16 protein-coding genes and 3 tRNA genes are annotated in these 21,517 nt (G+C 73.7%); 7 read left to right on the forward strand and 12 right to left on the reverse strand.

From position 1 onward, the window contains the following. Positions 1-92: 92 nt before the first annotated feature. The 3 genes from ACZ3ZE_RS04980 to ACZ3ZE_RS04990 all read left to right on the forward strand — a co-directional run bounded on the left by ACZ3ZE_RS04980 (position 93) and on the right by ACZ3ZE_RS04990 (position 1,298). A complete protein-coding gene (locus tag ACZ3ZE_RS04980) occupies positions 93-449 on the forward strand; it encodes a hypothetical protein (protein ID WP_361162837.1) in 357 nt (118 codons plus the stop codon). Between the two features lie 155 nt (positions 450-604). Further along, entirely contained in the window at positions 605-1,234 is a 630-nt protein-coding gene (locus ACZ3ZE_RS04985) for a bifunctional DNA primase/polymerase (protein ID WP_361162835.1), read from the forward strand. Continuing rightward, positions 1,225-1,298 (forward strand) — tRNA-Lys (locus ACZ3ZE_RS04990). Before ACZ3ZE_RS04985 ends, ACZ3ZE_RS04990 begins: the two co-directional genes overlap by 10 nt. A gap of 56 nt (positions 1,299-1,354) precedes the next feature. Here the strand turns inward: ACZ3ZE_RS04990 and ACZ3ZE_RS04995 are convergent. Beyond that, complete coding sequence (locus tag ACZ3ZE_RS04995; protein WP_467257522.1) at positions 1,355-2,632, reverse strand: M6 family metalloprotease domain-containing protein; 1,278 nt, start codon at positions 2,630-2,632, stop codon at positions 1,355-1,357. A 355-nt stretch (positions 2,633-2,987) separates the two neighbouring features. Here ACZ3ZE_RS04995 and ACZ3ZE_RS05000 point away from each other — a divergent pair, with 355 nt between their 5' ends. Then, positions 2,988-4,841, forward strand: coding sequence for a putative bifunctional diguanylate cyclase/phosphodiesterase (locus ACZ3ZE_RS05000; protein ID WP_442304076.1), 1,854 nt, complete (start codon positions 2,988-2,990; stop codon positions 4,839-4,841). 150 nt (positions 4,842-4,991) lie between these two features. On the opposite strand, the gene ACZ3ZE_RS05005 is transcribed toward ACZ3ZE_RS05000, so the two are convergent. Beyond that, positions 4,992-6,701: a glycosyl hydrolase family 18 protein gene (locus tag ACZ3ZE_RS05005; RefSeq protein WP_361162833.1), complete on the reverse strand. Its 1,710-nt coding sequence runs from the start codon at positions 6,699-6,701 to the stop codon at positions 4,992-4,994. A 256-nt stretch (positions 6,702-6,957) separates the two neighbouring features. Continuing rightward, the gene (locus tag ACZ3ZE_RS05010; protein WP_361162831.1) at positions 6,958-8,079 is read right to left on the reverse strand and encodes an LLM class flavin-dependent oxidoreductase; all 1,122 of its coding nucleotides are present in this window, start codon (positions 8,077-8,079) and stop codon (positions 6,958-6,960) included. 376 nt (positions 8,080-8,455) lie between these two features. Between ACZ3ZE_RS05010 and ACZ3ZE_RS05015 the strand changes: the two genes are divergently transcribed. Together ACZ3ZE_RS05015 and ACZ3ZE_RS05020 are read left to right on the forward strand one after the other, a co-directional pair. Continuing rightward, a complete protein-coding gene (locus ACZ3ZE_RS05015) occupies positions 8,456-9,214 on the forward strand; it encodes an IclR family transcriptional regulator (protein WP_132914267.1) in 759 nt (252 codons plus the stop codon). Between the two features lie 87 nt (positions 9,215-9,301). Beyond that, positions 9,302-9,375, forward strand: a tRNA-Lys gene (locus tag ACZ3ZE_RS05020). 89 nt (positions 9,376-9,464) lie between these two features. Here the strand turns inward: ACZ3ZE_RS05020 and ACZ3ZE_RS05025 are convergent. The 6 genes from ACZ3ZE_RS05025 to ACZ3ZE_RS05050 form a co-directional block, all read right to left on the reverse strand. Next, positions 9,465-10,118, reverse strand: coding sequence for a response regulator (locus ACZ3ZE_RS05025; protein WP_467257355.1), 654 nt, complete (start codon positions 10,116-10,118; stop codon positions 9,465-9,467). Continuing rightward, positions 10,058-11,380 (reverse strand): sensor histidine kinase, encoded by a 1,323-nt coding sequence (locus ACZ3ZE_RS05030; protein ID WP_467257357.1) that lies wholly within the window; start codon positions 11,378-11,380, stop codon positions 10,058-10,060. The genes ACZ3ZE_RS05025 and ACZ3ZE_RS05030 overlap by 61 nt, the downstream gene beginning before the upstream one ends. Before the next feature lie 169 nt (positions 11,381-11,549). Beyond that, on the reverse strand, positions 11,550-13,208 hold the full coding sequence (locus ACZ3ZE_RS05035; protein ID WP_467257360.1) for an AMP-binding protein: 1,659 nt from the start codon (positions 13,206-13,208) through the stop codon (positions 11,550-11,552). A gap of 26 nt (positions 13,209-13,234) precedes the next feature. Beyond that, on the reverse strand, positions 13,235-13,825 hold the full coding sequence (locus tag ACZ3ZE_RS05040) for a lytic polysaccharide monooxygenase auxiliary activity family 9 protein (RefSeq protein ID WP_361162824.1): 591 nt from the start codon (positions 13,823-13,825) through the stop codon (positions 13,235-13,237). A 131-nt stretch (positions 13,826-13,956) separates the two neighbouring features. Then, positions 13,957-15,501: an SPFH domain-containing protein gene (locus ACZ3ZE_RS05045; RefSeq protein WP_467257363.1), complete on the reverse strand. Its 1,545-nt coding sequence runs from the start codon at positions 15,499-15,501 to the stop codon at positions 13,957-13,959. 1,896 nt (positions 15,502-17,397) lie between these two features. Beyond that, entirely contained in the window at positions 17,398-18,780 is a 1,383-nt protein-coding gene (locus ACZ3ZE_RS05050) for a peptidoglycan-binding protein (RefSeq protein WP_467257366.1), read from the reverse strand. Positions 18,781-18,963: 183 nt separating this feature from the next. Here ACZ3ZE_RS05050 and ACZ3ZE_RS05055 point away from each other — a divergent pair. Continuing rightward, a tRNA-Lys gene (locus tag ACZ3ZE_RS05055) sits at positions 18,964-19,037 on the forward strand. Between the two features lie 313 nt (positions 19,038-19,350). Here ACZ3ZE_RS05055 and ACZ3ZE_RS05060 read toward each other — a convergent pair. The 3 genes from ACZ3ZE_RS05060 to ACZ3ZE_RS05070 all read right to left on the reverse strand — a co-directional run bounded on the left by ACZ3ZE_RS05060 (position 19,351) and on the right by ACZ3ZE_RS05070 (position 21,471). Then, on the reverse strand, positions 19,351-20,001 hold the full coding sequence (locus ACZ3ZE_RS05060) for a class F sortase (protein WP_467257369.1): 651 nt from the start codon (positions 19,999-20,001) through the stop codon (positions 19,351-19,353). Positions 20,002-20,005: 4 nt separating this feature from the next. Continuing rightward, positions 20,006-20,605, reverse strand: coding sequence for a hypothetical protein (locus ACZ3ZE_RS05065; RefSeq protein ID WP_361162816.1), 600 nt, complete (start codon positions 20,603-20,605; stop codon positions 20,006-20,008). Between the two features lie 86 nt (positions 20,606-20,691). Continuing rightward, a complete protein-coding gene (locus tag ACZ3ZE_RS05070; RefSeq protein WP_361162814.1) occupies positions 20,692-21,471 on the reverse strand; it encodes an HAD-IIA family hydrolase in 780 nt (259 codons plus the stop codon). Between the last annotated feature and the right edge of the window lie 46 nt (positions 21,472-21,517).

The raw sequence follows: 21,517 nt of genomic DNA on the forward strand, positions 1-21,517 counted from the left end.
GTGGGTGCGCCCTGGGGCGGTCTTGCCAGGCGCGGGAGAATGGATGGTGGCCCGGGTGTCCGGGCCGCGTGTGTGCGAGGAGGAGAAGAACGATGGCGGAACCCGCGGAACGGAGCGGACAGCGAAGGGTCAGGCCGGCCCCGCTGATCTTCGAGCCTGCCGAGGCGACCGCCGACCCGGAGCACTTCTTCGACCTGGAGTCGATCGAGGACCCGCGGGAGCTGCTCGCCCGGGCGACGGAGCTGACCCTGGCGTTCCGGGCGGCGACGGACCGGGCGGTCGAGTTCCAGGCGATCGCGGCGGCCCAGCTGGCCGATCCGCGCCGGTTCGACCGGCTCACGCCGGCGGCCGTCGCGGAGCGCGCGCAGTGGACCGAGGACTACGCCCGGAAGATGATCGAGTTCGGCGAGGGCCTGATCCGGACGAGCGGCCGCGACCCGGAGGAGTGAGCCGCCCGCGCGGTATCACCCGGGCGGGTGAAAGCGGCCGTAGGTCTGGCCGTCTGGCATATGCCGGGGCGCACGATACTCCCCCGGACCCCGCGCTGTCCGGGTTTCCGGCAACCCGCTGAAACCGTACCGTCACGCCCGGTACATGTTCTCGTATGACCACTTGGCTGCGCGATGAGACGACCCCCTACGAGATCCTCCACGCCCTGCGGGGTCTGGACGAGGGACGGCACCAGGCCGCGCGGGTCACCGAGGAGGGGGCCGCCTGGCTCGCCTCGGCCATCACCGACCCCCGTTCGCTGCTCGCGCTCTGGGAGGAGTGCCCCGCCACCGCGGCCGTCCTGCCCTGCGGGACCGCCTTCGACGTGGTCAACGTGGAGCCGATCTTCGGGCGCCGGATGCTGGACCGGCTCTGGGCCGAGGGGCCCGGTTCCGGGCCGGTCGCCCTCCACCGGGGCCGGATGCTGCTCTTCGCCGCACCCGGCACCGCCCAGCGGCTGCCGTCCCTGCTCGACTGGGAGGAGTGGGGGCAGGCCGTGCCGCGCCCGCTCTGTCACGGCACCGGGGACGCCGTGACCGTCCCGCCGTTCACCCCGCGCGACTCCGCGGGACCCCGCTGGCTGGTCGCCCCCGACACCCGCTCCCCGTGGCTGCCGGGACCCGAGGTGCTGCTCTGGGCCTGCGTCCGGGCGGCCAGGGCGGCCTCCGCCGCCGACGTGCGCGTATCGATTTTTCATCCCACGGATCCGGGTGCTAATGTCTACGACGTCAGCAGGCGCCGCTAGCTCAGTTGGTTAGAGCAGCTGACTCTTAATCAGCGGGTCCGGGGTTCGAGTCCCTGGCGGCGCACCGACAGAAGAAGCCCCTCGCGGAAGCGAGGGGCTTCTTCGTGTGCGGTGGGCGGGTCAGCGGGCGGTGTGGCGGCCCGTGACGCGGACCGTCCACACGCCCGCCTTCGTCCGGTCGGCGACCTCCACCCGTACGCCCGTCCCCGGCACCGTGAAGGACTCGCCCTCCTCCAGCGGCGCGTCCGCGAGCGGCGGGTAGACCGAGCGGTCCCAGCAGGCCTCGGTGCCCGGGTGGGTGTCCACGACCTCGACCGGCCCGTCGCCGGAGGCCGCCTCGTTGCGGACCCGGTAGACGAGCACGCCCTCGGCGCAGGTGTCCCGGTCGTTGCCGGTCGCCGCGCGGGCCTCGATCGCGAGGACGCTGTCCTCACCCGTGCGGACCACCGCGAGCCGGGTCCCGACGGTGCCGCCGGCCACCGGCGCCGCGGCGACCGGCTCCAGGCTCACCGTGCGGGTGCCGGGGCCGCTGACACAGGCCACCTGGGAGCGGTCGAGCCAGCCCAGCTTCCACTTGTGCCAGGCGAAGAGGTCCGGGGCCAGGCCGAACTGGCTGCCCATGACGTCCCAGTCACCCACATAGGTGTCCCAGTCGCCCTTGCCGTCCACCGGCCGGTGGTACAGGTCGGGCAGGTCGAAGACGTGGCCCGTCTCGTGCGCGAGCACGTTGCGGTCCGGCGGGTGGCGCTCGAAGACCGTGACGACCCGCTTGATCTCCGTGCCGTCGACCTCCAGCGGACGCTCAAGGTTGACCACTTTGGTGGCGTCCGAGTCCACCCCGGGGGCGTCCGGGTCGGCGACCAGATAGACGACGTCGTAGCGGGAGAAGTCGACGGTGGCGTCCGCCGCCTTGATCGCGTCGCGCAGATAGGCCGCGCGGTGCTCGGCGTCCCAGTCCCGCCGTATCTCGTACGCGGCGGAGTCCCGCGGCATCCGGGTCCAGGCCGTCTGGGCGTGGGTGCGCAGGGTGAAGCGCCCGTACGAGGCGCGCTCGAAGAACTCGGACGTGCCCGGGAAGTGGTCGGCGGCCAGCTCGGCCGGCCGGGTCAGCGGCACGGAGTCCGGGAAGGACAGGAAGATCATGACCGCGTCGAGGGTCCGGGTGGGCCGCGGATAGGCCCCGTTCCAGGTGTCGAGGCCGAGCGAGTGATGCGCGGCGGTACGGGGCAGGGCGCACGGTCCGGCCGAGGGCGCGGCGACGGCGGGACCCGCCACGAGGCCGGTCGCGGCGAGCGCCGCGAGCGAGGTGAAGGCCGCCGCACCGGCCCGCAGGCGGGAGCGGGGCGGCCCGCCGGGCACTCCGTCGGGTACTCGCCCGGGTGGCTGCTGACCCCTCACGTGGACCTCCGGCTCCGGAATGCGGGACACCTCACCCACCTTGTGATGGTTTGCGGGGTTTCGCACCTTTCCGCTGCCCCGGTCGGGTGAGCGGGACCCGCCGGGTCGACGCGACACGGACACGCAACGGCTCACGGAAAGTCACATTCGGTCAGAGCCGCATCGACCCGTGTCAGACCCGCGCAGAAACGATCGAGCGGGGACAGCGGGTGGGCAGCCTCACAAGCCGAGCGGGCCCCGCACCGGGCCCAGGAGCTGGAACGCTCCCCCGGCCAGCCTCTATGATCGGCACACTTTCCTCGGCCGACCATGGCGACCAGATCTGTACGGCCCGAACGCACTACGGGAGCGAGCGGTGAGCGGATCCCCCGAAGAACCGGTGCCCCCGTCGGCCGAGCCCTCGCTCACGGAGCGTCACTCGTCCGAACTCCGCGACTGCTCCGCCGCCTTCCGCGCCGCCCGGCTCGCGATGGCCCTGGTCGACCAGGACGGCACCGTCGTCGCCGCCAACGACTCGCTCGGCACCCTGCTCGGCACCGAGCCCGCCGCGCTGCGCGAGCAGGCCGCCGCCGACCTCGTCGACCTCGCCTCCGACGGGCGCACCTGGCAGGCGTACCGCGAGGTGCTGCGCGGCGGCCGCTCCCGCTTCCGCTGCACCCGCAGGCTCAAGCACCCCGACGGGCGCTCCCTGTGGGCCGAGGTGACCGTCGCCCCGGTCCCGGACAGCCCCCGCGTGCTCCTCTCGGTCGCCGACATCAGCGACCGCCGCGAGCTCCAGGCCCGGCTGCGCCACCTCCAGATGCACGACCCCGTCACCCGGCTGCCCAACCGCGCCCTGTTCTTCGAGCGCCTCACCGCCGCACTGGAGACCGCCGCACTGGAGGCCCACGAGGAGGCCCCCCGGGACCGCGGGTACGCGGCGCACCGGCCCCACCGGTCACATCAGTCGTACGGGCATGGCGGAACAGGGCGGATCGGCATCTGCTACCTGGACCTCGACGGCTTCAAGGCGGTCAACGACACGCTCGGGCACCGGGTCGGCGACCGGCTGCTCGCCGCCGTCGCCGCCCGGCTCACCGAGTGCGCCGACAACTACGGCTACACCCGCGACGGCGGTCATCTCGTCGCCCGGCTCGGCGGCGACGAGTTCGCCATCCTGGTGGAGGAGTCCACCGGCACCGAGCAGCTGGCCGACCTGGCGCAGTCCGTACTGGCCTCGCTCCAGCGCCCCTTCGACCTGTCCGGGCAGCGCCTCTCGGTCTCCGCCTCCATCGGCGTGGTGGAGCGGACCGCCCACGGCTCGACCGCGACCTGCCTGATGCAGGCCGCCGACACCACGCTGTACTGGGCCAAGGCCGACGGGAAGAGCCGCTGGACGCTCTTCGACCCCGAGCGCAACGCGCACCGGATGACCCGGCAGGCGCTCAGCTCCACCCTGCGACCGGCCGTGGAACGCGGGGAGTTCGCGCTGGAGTACCAGCCGCTCGTGGACCTCACCGACGGGGCCGTGCGCGGGGTCGAGGCGCTGGTGCGCTGGAACCACCCGCAGTTCGGCACGCTGGCGCCGAATCGGTTCGTCGGCATCGCCGAGGAGGACGGCTCGATCGTCGAGCTCGGGCGCTGGGTGCTGAACACCGCCTGCCGCCAGGCCCGGCAGTGGCAGAAGGACCACCCCGGCGACCGGCCGATCTTCGTGAGCGTCAACGTGGCGGTGCGGCAGGTGTGGGACTCGGACCTGGTGGCCGATGTCGCCGGCATCCTCGCCGAGACCGGGCTCGCGCCCCATCTGCTCCAACTGGAGCTCACCGAGTCCGCGGTGATGGGCTCGGCGGGCCGGCCGCTCCAGGCGCTCCAGGCGCTGAGCGACATGGGCGTGCGGATCGCCATCGACGACTTCGGCACCGGCTACTCGAACCTGGCCTACCTGAGCCGGCTGCCCGTCTCGGTGCTGAAGCTGGACGGCTCGTTCGTCCGCGGCTTCCAGGACGAGGAGCACGCCAACCCGGCGGACGAGCTGATCGTGGAGGCGCTGGTCCAGCTCGCCCACCGGCTGGGGCTCACCGTCACCGCCGAGTGCGTGGAGACCTCGGGGCAGGCCACCCGGCTGCGCCGGATCGGCTGCGACACCGGGCAGGGCTGGCTGTACTCGCGGCCGGTGACCCCGGACCGTATCGCCGAACTGATCGGGGTCGCACCGCTGCCCGTCTGAGCGGACGCGGGCACACGGACACGTACGCGGATCCGGGCACGCGCACCCGGGTACGGGCATGGAACTGCCCCCGGCCGGAGGGACATTCCGGGCGGGGGCAGTGGTTCATGCGGTGGAGCGAGGGGTCAGTGAGGGATCAGCGGGGCCCGGTCAGCAGGCGCCCTGGTCCTTCCAGACGCCCCAGTCGCCGGTCGTGCCCGGCTCCTCGTTCTGCGTCCACCACTGGGCGAGCCACTTGTGGCCCTTGTGGGAGACGACCGAGCCGCCGGTGTAGACCGAGCCGGCCACGTACGCCGTGGCGGTGCAGCCGGTCGGCGGGGTGGTGGTGGGCGGCGTGGTCGGCGGGGTGGTCGGCGGCGTCGTGGGCGGGGTGGTCGGCGGCGTCGTGGTGGGCGGCGTCGTCGGGGTGGTCGGCGAGGAGCCGACGGCCGTCACGATCTGGTTGAAGAGCGTGGCGTTGGCGTCGAGGCCGAGCAGCGAGTACATCATCGCGCCGGCGAGACCGCGCTGGTGGGCGTAGTCGGCGCGGGCCTGGATGGTGCGCTGGTCGAGGCCGGTGAAGAACTCGCCGTCCTTGTAGAAGTAGGCGGACTTGGCCTGGTCGTCCCAGAAGGTGGTGGCGGCGTTGTCGACGATGCCGCCGAGCTCCTTGTAGTACGCGATGCCGGCCGCCTGGCTGAGCGGGCGGGCGCCGGAGCCGCCGGTGGCGGTCTGGGCGAGGCCGTTGGTGGTGCCGGCGGGGACGCCCTTCCAGCCGCGGTAGTAGAACTCGTAGCCGAGGGTCAGCTTGTTCGCCGGGAAGCCGCCGGTGATGCCGTAGGCGGGCTTGCCGTCGATCCAGGAGTCGATGGCGTTGTCGATCGAGTACTTCTCGGTGCCCGGCTTGATGGCGTCGGTCGGGTCGTTCGTACCGGAGTAGAGCGGGGACTGGTGGTACGTCGGCCCGTCGCCGTCCCAGGCGCCGTGCATGTCGTACGTCATGATGTTCGCGTAGTCGAGGTACGCGCCGATCTTGTCCGTCTCGATGTTCTTGATCTTGTCCTGGCCGGCCGGCAGGGCGGCGGTCAGCAGGTACTTCTTGCCGCCGTGGGCGGCGCCGTACTCGTCGAGCTGCTTGCGGAACTCGGCGAGCAGGAGGGTGAAGTTCTGCTTGTCCTCGGGCGCGTAGTGGTTGCCGAGGTGGCCGTCGGCCGAGCCCGGGTACTCCCAGTCGATGTCGATGCCGTCGAAGACGCCGGCCGCGGTGCCGGGGCCGCCGTAGCCGCCCTCGACCGGGAGGTCGCCCTGGATGTACTGCTTGATGCAGGAGGCGACCAGCTTCTTGCGGCTGGCGTCGGTCTTGGCCGCGTCCGAGAAGTACTTGGAGTAGGTCCAGCCGCCCAGCGAGATGTTGATCTTCAGGTTGGGGTGCTTCGCCTTCAGTTCCTTGAACTGGTTGAAGACGCCCACGATCGGCTGGTCCCACTTGTCGGCCACGCCGTCGACGCTGTCCGCGGCCGAGAAGGACTTCTGGTAGTCGGCGTACGAGTCGCCCGCGCCGTCACCGGCGTTGGGGTTGTTGTCGTCGCCCGCGGCCTTGTTGGCCTCGAAACAGGTGAGGTCGGTCGGGTGGATGTTCCCGAACGAGTAGTTGATGACGTCCAGTTTGGCCGCGATGCCCCGGGTGTCGAGCTGCTTGGGGTAGAAGGCGTTGCCGTACACGCTCCACTGGTCGTAGTAGGCGATCTTGACACCGCCCGTGGACGGGGCGGCGGCGGTGTCGGCTGCCTGGGCGGAGCCGATGCCGACGGTGGCGGCGAGCGCGCCGGCGGCGAGGGCGGAGCTGAGAAGGGCGGCGATCAGTGGTTTGCGGGGGTGCACGTGCGGCCTCCGGAAGGGGTGGCGGTACGGAAGTTGGAGCAGTGATATCCGGCGCATGAACAGCGCGTCAATGGTCTGAACCAGATTGAGGACTAGACCAATTGGCGCGAGAAAGCCCTTGTCAGGAGCGTCCGGAGAGGCCGCAGCACAAAACGGAACCGCTCGCCACCACAAGTGACGAGCGGTTTAAGGTTCACTTAGGGAACGTCCGTTGGTTCGTTCAGGAGCGAACCAACGGCCTCGCGAGATCCAGGTTTTACTCCCCCGCGACCGGCGTCCCGGCCGGGTCCGCGCCCGGCGCCGCGGGCGCGTCGGACAGCTCGGGGAGCCCGTAGGCGTCGGCGATCAGCTCGTAGCTGCGCACCCGGGCGTCCCCGCCGTGGGCGTTGCCCGTGATCATCAGCTCGTCCGCGCCGGTCCGCTTCCGCAGCCCGTCGAGCCCCTCGCGCACCTCGTCCGCCGAGCCGTACACGACGTTCGCCAGCCAGGACTCGACGAACTCCCGCTCGGCCGCGCTGAACGGATACGCCTCCGCCTCCTCCGGCGTCGGGACGAGCCCGGGCCGGCCGGTCCGCAGCCGCAGCATCGACAGCGCGCCGGTCAGGACCTGCCGGCGGGCCTCCTTCGGGTCGTCGGCGGCGAGCGCGGCGACGCCGATCAGCGCGTACGGCGCGTCGAGCACCGCCGAGGGCCGGAAGGAGTCCCGGTAGAGGTCGAGCGCGGGGATCGTGTTCTGCGCGGAGAAGTGGTGGGCGAAGGCGAAGGGCAGACCGAGCGATCCGGCCAGCCGCGCGCTGAAGCCGGAGGAGCCCAGCAGCCAGACCGGCGGCCGGCCCTTCGGCCCCTGCACCGGCCCGGGCACGGCGTGGATGCGCGCGTACGGGTGCCCGTCCGGGAAGTCGTCGTCCAGGAACCGGGTCAGCTCGCTGAGCTGCTGCGGGAAGTCGTCGGCGCCCTCGTGCAGCCGGTCGCTGCGGCGCAGCGCGGCGGCGGTGGCGCCGTCCGTGCCGGGCGCGCGGCCCAGACCGAGGTCGACCCGGCCCGGGGCCAGCGCCTCCAGGGTGCCGAACTGCTCGGCGATCACCAGCGGCGCGTGGTTGGGCAGCATCACGCCACCGGAGCCGAGCCGGATGCGGCGGGTGTGGGCGGCGAGGTGGGCGAGGATCACGGCCGGCGAGGAGGAGGCGACCCCGGGCATGGAGTGGTGTTCGGCCACCCAGTGCCGGTGGTAGCCGCGCCGCTCGGCCAGCCGGCTGATCTCGACACTGGTCGCCAGGGCCTGGCTCGCGGTGCGCCCGCTGCCGACGGTCACGAGATCCAGTACGGACAGCGGTACGGGCGCGGTCCCCCGCGCCTCTCCTCGAATCGCGTCGCTCACCGTGGGCGGCCTTCCTGCGCAGTGACGTGTGTACAGCGGGCCACAACAGGAGGGTGACTCCGGTTATTCCGTCGGCGCGTCCTTCCTTCGGCGCGCGTCGGCGGCCCGTCGGCGGCCCGTCGGCGCTCCCCGGGAGCCCCGCACCGAAAAAATCTTCACGTCCGGAAGGCTCCGAACGCCCGTGCGGGAACCTTCCCGCACGGCCCTGACCTCAGCCTCTGTCACAGGGCTGTGACTCTGGCATATGCCAGAGTGGCGCGCCCCAGCGTATGGCCCCTGAGGACCGCATCAATCTCGCCAACAGCCGCCCCGTATCGGGCCCTTGGCGGCTATCGTGGTACGGAAGCTAGCGGTCACAACCTGGTAGGGGGAAACCGTGGCGCTGAAGCCCGAGCCCACCGCGCCGTTCCACTCGGTGCAATACGCGCTGCGCGTGCTGGAGACCGTCTCACGGCACGGTGGCGGCGTGACGGACGTGCAGATAGCACGGGAGACCGGCCTGCCCGTCGCCCACCTGTCGTCCCTGCTCCTGATGCTCAGGCGCGAGGGATATGTGGAGCAGGTCTCCGACGGCGCCTATGTGATCGGCGACTCCCTGGTCCTCCTCGGCTCCGGCATGACCCGCCGCGAGGCCCTGGAGCTCAAGCTGCAGGAGACCCTGACCGAATTGCGCGACTCGGTCGGCGCCGCCGTCTACATCAGCCGTTACATCGACGGCGAGGTGAAGATCACCCAGTTCGCCGACGGCCCGCGCACCCCGAAGGTCAACGAGTGGGTGGACTTCCGCTCCGCCGCGCACGCCAGCGCCGTCGGCAAGTGCCTGCTCACCCAGCTCGACCAGAACGGGCGCCGCGACCACCTCTCCCGCCACAAGATCGCCCGGCTGACCTCCCGGACGATCACCAACGAGAAGGTGCTGTTCTCCAAGCTGGACAGCCAGCCGCCGACCGTCCCGGTCCTCGACCTCCAGGAGTACGCGGTGGGCACGGTCTGCGCCGCCGTACCGCTGACGGCGGGCTCCGCCGTGGGCTGCCTCGCACTCTCGCTGCCGATCGAGCACGCGCACCGGCTGCGCTCGGCGGCCGACACGCTGAACCGGCGGGCCGCGCCCGTGGTGCTGTCGCTGGCGATCTGAGGCGGATCCGGCCGGCGCCGGACGCGGCGAGTCCCGAGGTGGTCGGAAGCACCCCTCGGGACCAGGTAGTATTTTCTTCGTCAGCAAGCGCCGCTAGCTCAGTTGGTTAGAGCAGCTGACTCTTAATCAGCGGGTCCGGGGTTCGAGTCCCTGGCGGCGCACAGACAGAGGAAGCCCCTCGCGAAAGCGAGGGGCTTCCTTGTTTTACGTCCGGATCCCGCCCGCACGACCGGGCGCGGGCGCCGGCGCGCTACGCCCGCAGATAGGCCAGCACCGCGAGGACCCGGCGGTGGGTGTCCTCCGCCGGCGGCAGATCCAGCTTGGCCAGAATGTTGCCGATGTGCTTCCCGACCGCCGCCTCCGTGACGACCAGCCTGCGCGCGACCGCCCCGTTGGAATGCCCCTCCGCGACCAGACCCAGGACCTCCCGCTCCCTCGGCGTCAGCGCCGCCAGCGGATCGCGGTGCCGGCGCAGCAGCTGCCGTACGACCTCCGGATCGACGACCGTACCGCCGTCCGCGACCCGGACCAGCGCGTCCAGGAACTCCTCGACCTGCCCGACCCGGTCCTTGAGCAGATACCCGACGCCCCTGCCGTCGCCCGCGTCCAGCAGATCGGCGGCGTAGCTGCGCTGCACGTACTGGCTGAGCACCAGCACCGGCAGCCCCGGGTGCTCCGCCCGCAGCGCGACGGCCGCGCGCAGCCCCTCGTCCCGGAAGTCCGGCGGCATCCGCACGTCCGTCACCACGATGTCCGGCGCGTGCGCGGCGACCGCGGCCGGCAGCGTCCCGGCGTCGCCGACCGCGGCGACCACCTCGTGGCCGAAACGTGCCAGGAGCCCGATCAGTCCCTCGCGGAGGAGGACGCTGTCCTCGGCGAGGACGACACGGAGCGAACGCCGCACGGGATCTCCACTCGTAGTGTGGTCGGCCCGCCGGGCGGGCTGGTGATCGAAAGTGTGCCATCGAGAACGGCGAGCCGGTCCGCGAGCCCGGTCAGCCCGCTCCCCCGGGCCGGATCGGCCCCACCCCGCCCGTCGTCCTCGACCGTGAGCCGGAGCAGCCCGTCGGCATGGCGGGCGGTCACCCGGGCCCGGCCGGCACCACTGTGCCGGGCGAGGTTGGCGAGCGCCTCACGGGCGGCGAAGTAGGCGGCGCTCTCGACGGGGGCGGGGAGGCGGGGAAGGACGGGGTCCCCCTCCCCCACTCCCTCCACCTCGACATCGACCGGGACCGTCGAGCGGTCCGCCGCGTCGCTCAGGGCCGCGGCGAGTCCGTAGTCGGCGAGGACCTGCGGGTGGATGCCGTGGATCAGTTCGCGCAGCTCCGTCAGCACCCGGCCGGCCTCCTCGTGCGCCTTCGCCAGCTGGTCGGCGAGCGGGCCCGGAGGGGCGTCGTAACGGGCGAGACCGAGGGTCATGGTGAGGGCCACGAGGCGTTGCTGCGCCCCGTCGTGGAGATCCCGCTCGATCCGGCGCCGCTCGGCCTCGAAGGCGGCGGCGAGCCGGGCGCGGGAGGCGGTGACCTCGCCGATCCGGTCCCGCAGTTCGGCCTCGCGCGGGGCGAGCAGCGCCCGGCCGAGGGCGGCGCGGGCACCGGCGAGTGCGGTGAGGGGGTAGAGCAGCAGCGGCAGCAGGGCCAGGCCGAGGAGGGCGGCGGCGAAGGCCTGCGGGTAGGAGGTGACCAGGTACGCCTTGACCACCTTCGCCTCTTCGCCGCCGGACGCCGCCAGCTGGACGGGCGCGCTGAGCAGGGCGGCGGGCAGGCCGAGCCCGACGGTGAGCACGATCAGGTCGAGCGGCCAGAGCACGGTGGCGAGCAGCACGGCGTACGCGAGCTCCCGCCAGGTGGCCTGTTCCCGCGCGCGGACCCGCAGCCAGGCGGCGAGGCCCGGCGTTTCGGGGACGCGGTGCGGGTCGGCGGCCGGGTCCCGGTCGACGAGCCGGAGCCGCCGGCGCTCCAGGCCGCCGAGCGCGATCCCGGCGAGCGGCAGCAGGGGCAGGCCGACGAGGAGGACGGAGAAGCCGACGAGCACGAGGAGGACGAGCAGGGCGAGCGCCCCGACGGCCGCCCCGGACGCCAGGTAGGCGACGGCCCGCCAGGGCCAGGCGGTGCGCAGGAAGGGGCGGGGCCGGGCCAGCGCCTGCCAAGGGGTACGGGGCTCCATGGGCGATCACGTTATGCGGGGGCGCGGGGGCGGAGCCATGGGTGCAGGGGGTGTGCGGGAGGTGGGGCTGGGCCTACCACCGGGCGGGGCGGGCGGCGGGCGGGGCGTGGCGTGGCGGGCGGCGGGCGGCGGGCGGCGGGCGGCGAGGCGTCTCCCCCGCTTCCCCCGGCTACCCGGGAAAGTCCCGCCCCCGTTCCGCGTACGCCGCGCGCAAGGTCGCGCGGGCGGTCGGGGTCAGGGGCTCGTAGGGGGCGGTGGGGGTGGGGCGCCACCAGGTGGGGTCGGGGGAGGTGAGGGCGGTGCGGCGGAGGGCCACGCGGTGGATCTTGTTGGTGGCGGTGAGGGGCAGCTCGGGGACGACGCGGACGAAGCGGGGCGGCATCTTGGTGCCCAGGTCGGACTGGGCGGCGAGGAAGGCGCCGAAGGCGGCCGGGTCGAAGGTGGCGCCGGGGCGCAGGGCCAGCGCGGCCATCACCTGGTCACCGGCGGCCGGGTCGGGGACCGCGTACACGGCGACGCCGGCGGCCCGGTCCCAGCGGGCCAGGATGTTCTCGATCATCGCGGCGGCGAGGTTCTCGCTGTCGACGCGCAGCCGGTCGTCGGTGCGGCCCGCGAAGTAGAGGAAGCCGTCCGCGTCGCGGTAGAAGAGGTCGCCGGTCCAGTACCAGCCGTCGCGGAGCCGGGCGGCCTGCGCCTCGGGGTTGCGCCAGTAGCCCTCGAAGGGGCTGCGGCCACGGTTGACCAGCTCGCCGACGGCCTCGTCGGCGTTGACCAGGACGCCGGTCGGGGAGAAGCGGGCCGGGGGGCATTCGCGGCGGGTCGCCTGGTCGACCACCGCCAGGTCGTCGGCGGCGGCGGCCCGGCCGATCGCGCCGGGCGGGGTGCCGGGGGTCCGCTGGATGGCGGCGCCGCCCTCGGAGGATCCGTACCCCTCGACGAGCCGGGCCCCGAACCGTGCCTGGAAGCGGGCCGCGTCCACCGCGCCGGCCTCGGTGCCGAAGCCGAGCCGGAGGCTGTGGTCGCGGTCGTGCGGGGTCTCCGGGGTGGCGAGGAGGTACTGGACGGCGCGGCCCACGTAGGTGAAGTAGGTGGCGCCGAAGCCGCGGACGTCGGGGAGGAAACGGGAGGCCGAGAAGCGGGCGCGCAGGGCGATCCCGGCGCCGGCGACGAGGGCGGGGGCCCAGTCGGCGATCACGGCGTTGCCGTGGAACATCGGCATGCAGATGTAGTGGGTGTCCTCGGCGCGTATCCCGAAGTGGGAGACGAGCGAGGCGCCGGCGGCGGCGAGCCGGCCCTGGGAACAGACCGCGGCCTTCGGTGCTCCGGTGGAACCGGAGGTGAAGGAGAGCAGGAGGCGGCTGTCGGGGCGCACGGGCCGGACGGGGACGAGGTCGTCGGGGGCGGTGTCCTCGTACGGGGTGAGGAGGGTCCGGTAAGCCTCGGTGTCGGTGACCAGGATGCGCAGGCCGGGCAGGGGGAGCCCGTCGAGGAGCGGGAGGTGGGCGCGCTGGGTGATCAGGACCCGGCAGTCGGTGTGCCGGATGTCGCGGGCGAGTTCGGCGCCGCGCCGGGTGGGGTTGATCCCGGCGACGGCGGCCCCCGCGAGGGCCGCCGCGCCGAGCCAGAGCGGGTACTCCGGTGTGTTGTCGAGCAGGAGGCCGACGTGCGGCTCGCTCCCCGGCCGGTCGGGCATCAGCTCCGTGAGCAGTGCGGCGCGCGCGGCGGCGCCCGCGGCGACCTGGTGGTGGGTGAGGGTGGTGTGCTCGTCCCTCAGTCCGGTCCGGTGGTCGCCCCATTGGCGTCGTACGAGCTCCGCGACGGTCCCCATGGGCGCGGATGCTAACTGACGTTACGTCAGAACTGAACGTCCGAGCACGCGTAGAAGGCGTTCGCGGTGTCGGCGACCGTCCACACAGCCACGACGACGCCCCGGCCGGTCTTGCCCGCCGGGATGGTCCCGGAGTGGGAGAGCGTGGACGGCGGCTGCTGGTTGTTGTAGGGGACGACCAGGAAGGGCTGGGTGTCGAGGTCGGCCCGGGTGAGGGCCTTGGTCCCGGTCCAGCCGTTCTTGGTGAGGTAGTAGCGGAAGTCCGTGGTCGCGTGGCGGGCCGTGAACTGCCAGCGGAAGGTGTAGCTCTGGCCCGCGGTGACCTTGGTGGTGGGCCAGGCGCCGCCGCGGGGGTCGTCGAGCTGCGAGAAGCGGGAGTTCCCGCCGGCGCAGATCTTCCCGTCGGCGGGGCCCGCGGCCGGGAAGCCCTTGAGCCCCTCGACCGACTGCGGCTCCCACTGGATGTCACCGCAGTTCTTCACGGTGCCGTTGGCACAGAGCTTCTGACGGCTGATCGGCGAGTCGGTGTAGCCGTGGCTGCTCGCGCTGGTGGTGGCGAAGAGACCGGCGGCTGCGACGCCGAGCGCCACGGCCGCCACTCCTGTCTTTTTGCGCATGCTGTCGCTCCAGGAGAACGTGGGGGAGTTCTGTGGGTCGTGCTGCACGCGTGCGGTGACACTGATTCCGGTCTAGACCAAGTACCAAGGTATGGCCGGAAGTTGAGCATGTCCATACCAATGGGAGAAGGTCACGCGCCCTCCCCGGACGTCGTCCGGCCCGTATAGAACGCCACCGTCAGGTCCTTCACCAGCGCCTTGCGCTCATAGTCGTCCAGCTCCACCAGACCACGGGAGGTCAACCGGTGGACCACGTCGTCCACCGCGTCCACCACCGAGTTCAGCACGCTGTCACGGTGCTTCGCGTCGATCGCGGCGATCCGGCGGCGCTGCATCGCCGCGGCGACCTCCGGGGCGTACTCGATCCGCGTCGGCTGCGCCGAGAACACGTCGACCCCCACCGGCGCGCACTCCGCCGACAGCAACCGGGTCAGCGCCTCGCCGACGGCCTCCGCGTCCCGCAGCGTCGGCGCGTCCTCGTGGAACGCGTCCGCCGGGAGCTGCGACAGGACCCGGGCCATCGCCGCCTCCACCTGCTCCCGCAGGTACTCCTCGTGCCGGGCCACGCCCAGCGCGGCACGGACCGTGTCCCGGATCCGCCACACCACCAGGACGACGACATCCAGCGCCGTGCCCTTCGCGTCCACCGCGGGCAGCGGCTCACTCCGCCAGTGCCGCAGGCGCACGTCCACGCGGCGGCGCTTGAGCAGCGGACTCACCCAGAGCAGACCGGTCCGGCGGACCGTCCCCCGGTAGTCACCGAACAGCGTCAGCACCAGGGCGTACCCGACCCGGCCCCGGCCAAGACCCCCCAGGAAGAACAGGGCCGCGACGACCCCGAGCGCCAGCAGACCCCACTCCCCCAGGGGGATCCCGTCGTACGGACGCGAGGGCAGCCGCAGCATCCGCGCGAGCTCGTCGGGCACCACCCCCGCCCACCACACGACCGCCGCGCACCCCACCAGCGCGAGCGCCCCACCGACCACCCCGAACCACCCCGGCAACACCGGCCCCGGCCGCTCCACCAGCTTCGGATCAGCGGTCGGCGCGGGCCGCGCGGACCTCCGGGCAGGAGCGGGAATCGCCCCCCGCCCCTTCTTCCGCACCGCCCCCGTGGCCTTCGGCACCGGCACGGTGGCGGGCCCCCCGTCATCGGCCCCGTCACCCCCACTCCCCTCCGGCTCCTCCCGGAACAACAGATGCACCGGGATGGACCCGGTCGTCTCGGCCCCGATGACGTTGCGCCGCCGGGCCCCGGGGGCACGGGACGGGGCCACCGGCTCCGCCTCCGGGACGGGCGCCACAGCCGCCGAAGCGGTTGCGGCGACCGGAACGGCGACGGACTTGACCCGCACACCGGCGATCCAGCCGAGGTCGACCGAGGGGTCGGGAGCACCGGAGGCGGAGTTGGCGGCTGCCGCCGCTGCGGCGGGAGTGGGCGTGGAGGCGGCCGGAGTTGCCGGCGGGGTGGGGGCGGGCGAGCTGCCCGGGGGCGCCGCGGCGGGGGTGGGCTCGGGGGCCGAGCTGCCTGCGGCTGCGGAGGCGGGGGCGGGCGTCGGGGCGGGACTGACCGCGTCCGGTGCGGCGGTGGCGGGCCGACCGGGCGAGGAGCCCGCGTCCGTCGCTGCGGTGGTGGAGCGCTCCGGCGGCGCCGTACGGCCGGTCCTGGCATCCACTGTCGGCGCCCCGGAGGGCGACTGCGCCTGCGGCGAGCCGGGGGTTCGAGGTGCGGCGGGCGCCGACTGATGGGCCGAGGTCGGCGTGCCGTTCCGGTCGCCGGACACGGCGACCGGGGTCGCCTGCGGCGAGCGGGCGGGGGCGGGAGCGGACGGCTGCGCCGCCGAGGACCCGACACCGGGCGCGGCGGGCGGGGCGGCCGATGGCGCCACCGAAAGCCCGACGCCGTGCGCAGGCGCCGGAGCCGGCTGCGGCGAGCGGGCGGTTGCGGGAGCAGTCGGCTGCACAGCCGAAGACCCTGCACCGAGCGCGGCTGCCTGCGACGAACCTGCGCGTGCGGGCGTGGCGGGCGGGGCGGACGAAGCCGCCGCCGAAAGCCCGACGCCGGGCGTGGACGCCGGAGTCGGCTGCGGCGAGCGGGCGGGAGCGGCCGGCTGCGCCGCCGAAGACTCGACACCGGGCGCGGCGACCGGAGCCGCCTGCGGCGAGCGGGCGGATGTGGGAGCGGCGGGCTCGGTTGCCGGAGATCCCGCCGCGAGCCCGAAGCCGGGCGCGGGCGCCGGAGCCGCCTGGGGCGAGCGGGCGGCTGCGGGAGCAGTCGGCTGCGGCGCCGACGGCTCGGCACCGGGCGCGCCTGACTGCGCAGGGGACTGGGCCAGCCCCGCCGCTGCGGCGGGCTGGGCCGCCGAGAGTCCGATGCTGGGCAGGCTGCCGCGAGGACCCGCCCCGGCGGACGGGGAGCCGGGCGCCGCCCCGGCGGACGGGGAGCCGGGTGCCGCCCCGGCGCTCTGGTCCTGCCTGACCGCCTGCGGCGAGCCGGAACCGGCGGGCGTGGGGGTCGTGAGGCCCGGGGCCGTCGGGCGGGCGAGGCCCGGGGTCGCCGGGGCGGCGGCCGGCTGCGCGAGCCCGGGACGGGCGGAGCCGGCCGCCGGGGCGACCGCCCCCGCACCGGTCACCGCAGCTGCACCGCCAGGCGTACCCACGGCCGGTGTCACCGACCGGGTGAGGTCGGGCCCACCGGCCTCACGCTCCCGCCGGAGGTCGAGAGAGCCGGTCCGCTGCTGCTCGGCCGTCCTCGGCGACGCGTCACTCGCCGCCGTGCCGGCGCCCGCAGGCTGCCCGTCCCACACTTGGGCGAGGTTCGCCGCCTCGGCGCCCGGGCCCGCCGTCCTGGCCTCGTCCCCCGTCACCGGGCCCGCAGACCGGCCTTCCCGCACCTGAGCGAGGCTCGCCGACGCCGCACCCGAGCCCGCCACCCCGATCTCGTCACCCGTCCCCGGGCCCGCACCCGCAGACCCGCCTTCCCGCACCTGAGCAAGGCTCGCCGACCCCCCACCTGGGTCCGCCACCCCGATCCCCTCACCCGTCCCCGGGCCCGCACCCGCAGACCCGCCTTCCCGCACCTGAGCGAGGCTCGCCGACCCCGCAACCCCAGGTCGGCCATCCCGTACCGGAGCGGCGGGCATCGCCCCGGGCCCACCGCCCGCCACCAGCCCCGCGCCCTCCGGCTGGTCGTCGCGCACCCGCGCAAGGCCTGCCGCCCCGACCTCGTCGGACGTCCCGCCGGCGGCCCGGTCGCCGAGACCGACAGCCGCGCCAGACGCGCCCGGCGCATCAGAAGCGTCCACCGCGCCAGGAGCGTCCGGCAGGCCAGGAGCGTCCGGCAGGGCGGGCGCGCCCGACAGGGCGGGCGCGCCCGGCAGGCTCGCAGCCGGACCCGGTGACGAAGCCGCGGGCTCCCTCGCGGGCGCGCCCGCCCCCGGCGGCCCCGCGGGGCGTAGGCGGCCGTCGGTGAGGCGGCGGGCTGTGCGGGCCGCGTCTCGGGTGGCGGCCGGGCCGGAGTCCGGGGGGGTCGGGGTCGATGCGGTCATGCGGTCCACCTCATGCTCTCGGGGTCATCGGAACAAGCGCCGCCAGGTCTCCGGGCCCGGGTAGCCGTCGGCCGCGCCGCCGCGCCAGCCCTGCGCCTTCTGGAAGGCCTCGACATTGCGACGGTCCGCTTCCGTCCACCGCGGACCGGGGCCTGACGTGTAGTGCTTGCCGAAGCCCCGCTTCACCAGTTGTTTGCCCAGCTTCTCCACATATGCGCTGGATTGGCCCGGACGGAAGTAGCCACGCCCGGGGAACCCGCTCGCAGTTGCGCTCGACCCGCCCGAACCACTCGAACCGCCGATGTCCTTGCCCAGTCCGGACACCAGCAGCGTCCAGGTCTGCGGGCCCGGCATGCCGTCCGCCGCGCCGCCCTTCCAGCCCTGGGCCTGCTGGAAGGCCTGGGTCGCGCGGCGGTCGGCCTCGCCCCAGCGGGGGCCGGGCCCCTGGGCGTAGAACTTCTTGCCGCCGCGTTCGACGAGCAGCTTCCCGAGCTGCGTGACGTACGCGTTGTTCGCGCCGGGGCCGAAGCTGGCGGTGCCGGGGTAGGGCGTCGCAGTGGCGCCGGAGCCGGCGTTCCCGCCGCCGCTGACGACGCCCTTGTAGCGGTAGGCGAGGTAGCGGTCGGAGTTCTCCCAGTACGCGAGCGGGGTCGCCTGCTTCCGCGTGCGCGGCTTGGTCTGCTCGTACGCGATGTACGAGGTGTGCGTGTAGTCCGTCCACCCGCCGAAGATCGTCACGTGCGAGCCGCGCGTCGGGTCGGCCGGGTTGTGGAAGAGGAGGATGTCGCCGGGCTGGAGCTCCGTGCGGTCGATGCGGTCGGCGAAGCGGTCGAGGCTGCCGGTCCACTCGTTGCCGCGCAGGTTCCAGGCCATGGAGATGTAGCCGGAGCAGTCCTGGCGGTAGCCGTCGCCCCAGTACTTCTCCATCGAGTACGGGACCTGGGCCGCCACCCAGGTCTTCGCGCGGTTGATGATCTCTGCCCTGGTGGTCTTCCGCAGGGTGGCGGTGGAGATCTGACTGGTCGTCGGGGTCGCGCCCGGGGACGGCGCCGAGCCGGGGCCGGGGGCGCCGTGCAGCGGCCCGGCGCCGCCCTGCGGGGTTTCGGGGCCGGGTCCCGCCGCGGTGTCCGCCGCCGTCGGCTGGGTGAGGACGGCCGGGTCCGCCGCCACGGTTCCGGAGCCGGCCGCGTCGGATTCCGTCATCACGTCCGCCACGCTCGTGCCGGCTCCGCCCAGGACCACCCCCGCCGCCGTCACCAGGACCAGCGCGCGGCGGGCGCCGTGCGCGGCCGGGTGGCCGCCCGCCCGTACGGGGAGCCCCAGGGCGAGGTCGCGCCGCCGCTGGGCGCAGCCCGCGCAGGCGCAGTCCGACTCGGGTTCGATTTCTTCGAAGACCGGCACACTCATGCGTTCCCCTCCACACTCGTCAAGATCTTTTGGCGCTCCTGCACGGGCGCCAGTGTCTCAACTGTCTGGACAAATCGCATTTTGACGGATCGAAGGCTCAATACGACCATCCGACAGGCCGGGCGGGGCCGTAAATGGTCAAGAGCATGGTCAGAGGTCCTGTAGAGTTCTCGATGTCAGCAGGCGCCGCTAGCTCAGTTGGTTAGAGCAGCTGACTCTTAATCAGCGGGTCCGGGGTTCGAGTCCCTGGCGGCGCACGCGAGACTGAGGCCCTTCACCGGATGGTGAAGGGCCTCAGTCGTATGTCCGACAGTCCTATGTCCGGCGAGCCGGCGAGCGATGTCTCGGCGCGGTACGGTTCCGTGCGGTGCGGCTCGGCGCTTCGCGTCGCGGGCCGGTTTCAGCGCGTACGGACTCTGGGCCCCGGCCGGGCCGGGCCCCTACAGTGAGCGGAACTCCGACCTCCCGCGGTGGCGCCGGGCTCCTCCCGCGGCCCGTGAGCCCGCGGTCGAGGGCCGGTCCGGCCGGCGGCCGGCGGGACCTGGTCCGCCGGCCGGTGCCCGGCCGACGTCACCCCCGGCCGCCCCGTACCGCCGTCAGGTACGCCGAGACGACGACGTTCGCCGTGTACGCGCCCGTCTCGCGGTCGAAGGTGCCGCCGCAGGTGATCAGGCGGAGTTCGGCGCGGTCCGCGCGGCGCTGCCCGTACGCCTTCTTGGGGTCGAAGCCCTCGCGGTCGAGGACCTGGACGTCCTCGATGGTGAATTCGGCGACGCTTCCGTCCGAACGGGTCACGTCGACGGTGGCGCCGGGGCGGGCCGCGCTCAGGCCGTAGAAGACGGCGGGGCGGGTCTCGGTGTCGACGTGCCCGACGAAGAGCGCGGCGCCCGAGGCGCCGGGCCGGGTGCCCGACCCGTACCAGCCGACCGTGTGCGGCATCTCGAACGGCGGCGGGTCGATCGCCCCCGCGCGGTCGAGTCCGCGGGCCACGACGGGGGCGGTGATCCCGATCGAGGGGATCTCGACCCGGCGCGGCTCGGCGGGCTCCATCGGGGTGTGCGCCGGGGGCAGCGGCAGCCCGAGGGGGCGTCCGACGGCGGCGATGTCGCCGGTGGCGGGCGCCGGGACGGCGGGCCCGTCGGCGGCGTCCCGGCCCCAGAGCCACAGGCCGCACAGGAGCAGCGCCCAGGCCGCCCCGGTCAGCGCCCGCCCGGACGACACGGGGTCAGTCCGCGCCGGGGGCCGCGCCCGCACCGCGGCGGCGGGCGCTGCGGACGGCGACGGACACGGCGGCGACGGCGGCCAGGCCGAGGCCCAGGAGGGTGTACGGGGTGCCCAGGCCCTCCTCGCCGGCGGTCTGCGCGACGCCGGGTGCCGCGGGGGCGGCGAAGGCGGCGGTGCCGCCGCCGCCGGCCCGGACCGGGGCGATCGGGGACGGGTGGTGGGTGGGCTGGTGGGTCGGCTGCTCGTGCCGCTTGACGTGCACGGTGCCGACGTCGGGGTGGTCGTGGCCGTCACAGGTCACGCTGACCTTGTACGTGCCTTCTTCGAGACCCGACTTGAGGGTGGTGTCGCCGAACAGCGGGTTCTTCCCGCCGTCCCGGCCGGTGAGCTCCGCCTCCGCGACGAACGCCTGGGACCTGGCGGCGCCGGTGGTGCCCTTGCAGCCGGTGACGCGGACGTCCACGTCGGCTCCGGCGTGGGTGCTGGAGGGGGTGACGGTGGCCTGGACGCCGTCGTGGGCCAGGGCGGTGCCCGCCGTGGGCGCGAGCACCAGAACCAGAGCCGCCCCCGTGGCACGGAGAGCGATGGGACCTGAACGCATGGTGACCTCCTGATACTGGCAGGGTCACCCGGTTCGGCCCGTTCCGCATCCGCAGGGGGGCGGCCGGGGGATGTGCGAGCGGGCGGTCAGACGCGCTCGACGAGGTCCGCGATCGACTTGACGACCTTGGACGGGCGGAACGGGAAGCGGTCGATCTCCGCCTGCGAGGTCAGACCGGTCAGCACCAGGAAGGTCTGCATGCCCGCCTCCAGACCGGCCAGGATGTCGGTGTCCATCCGGTCGCCGATCATCGCGCTGGACTCGGAGTGGGCGCCGATGGCGTTCAGGCCGGTGCGCATCATCAGCGGGTTGGGCTTGCCCGCGAAGTACGGCTCCTTGCCCGTCGCCTTGGTGATCAGCGCGGCGACCGACCCGGTGGCGGGCAGCGGGCCCTCCAGGGACGGCCCGGTCTCGTCCGGGTTGGTGCAGATGAAGCGGGCGCCGGCGTTGATCAGCCGGACCGCCTTCGTCATCGCCTCGAAGGAGTACGTACGGGTCTCGCCGAGGACCACGTAGTCCGGGTCGTGGTCGGTGAGCACGTAGCCGATGTCGTGCAGCGCCGTGGTGAGGCCGGCCTCGCCGATGACGTACGCGGTGCCGCCGGGGCGCTGGTCGTCGAGGAACTTCGCGGTGGCGAGCGCCGAGGTCCAGATGTTCTCGACGGGGACCTCCAGGCCCATGCGGGCCAGGCGGGCGTGCAGGTCGCGGGCGGTGTAGATCGAGTTGTTGGTGAGCACCAGGAACGGCTTGCCGGTGTCCCGCAGCTTCGTGATGAACGCGTCGGCGCCGGGGATGGGCACGCCCTCGTGGATGAGGACGCCGTCCATGTCGGTGAGCCAGGATTCGATCGGCTTGCGCTCTGCCATGGGTGCGGGACTCCTGCCGTACAAGACTTTCCGGTGTACTGGGGGC

Source organism: Streptomyces sp. NPDC023157 (assembly GCF_055560575.1).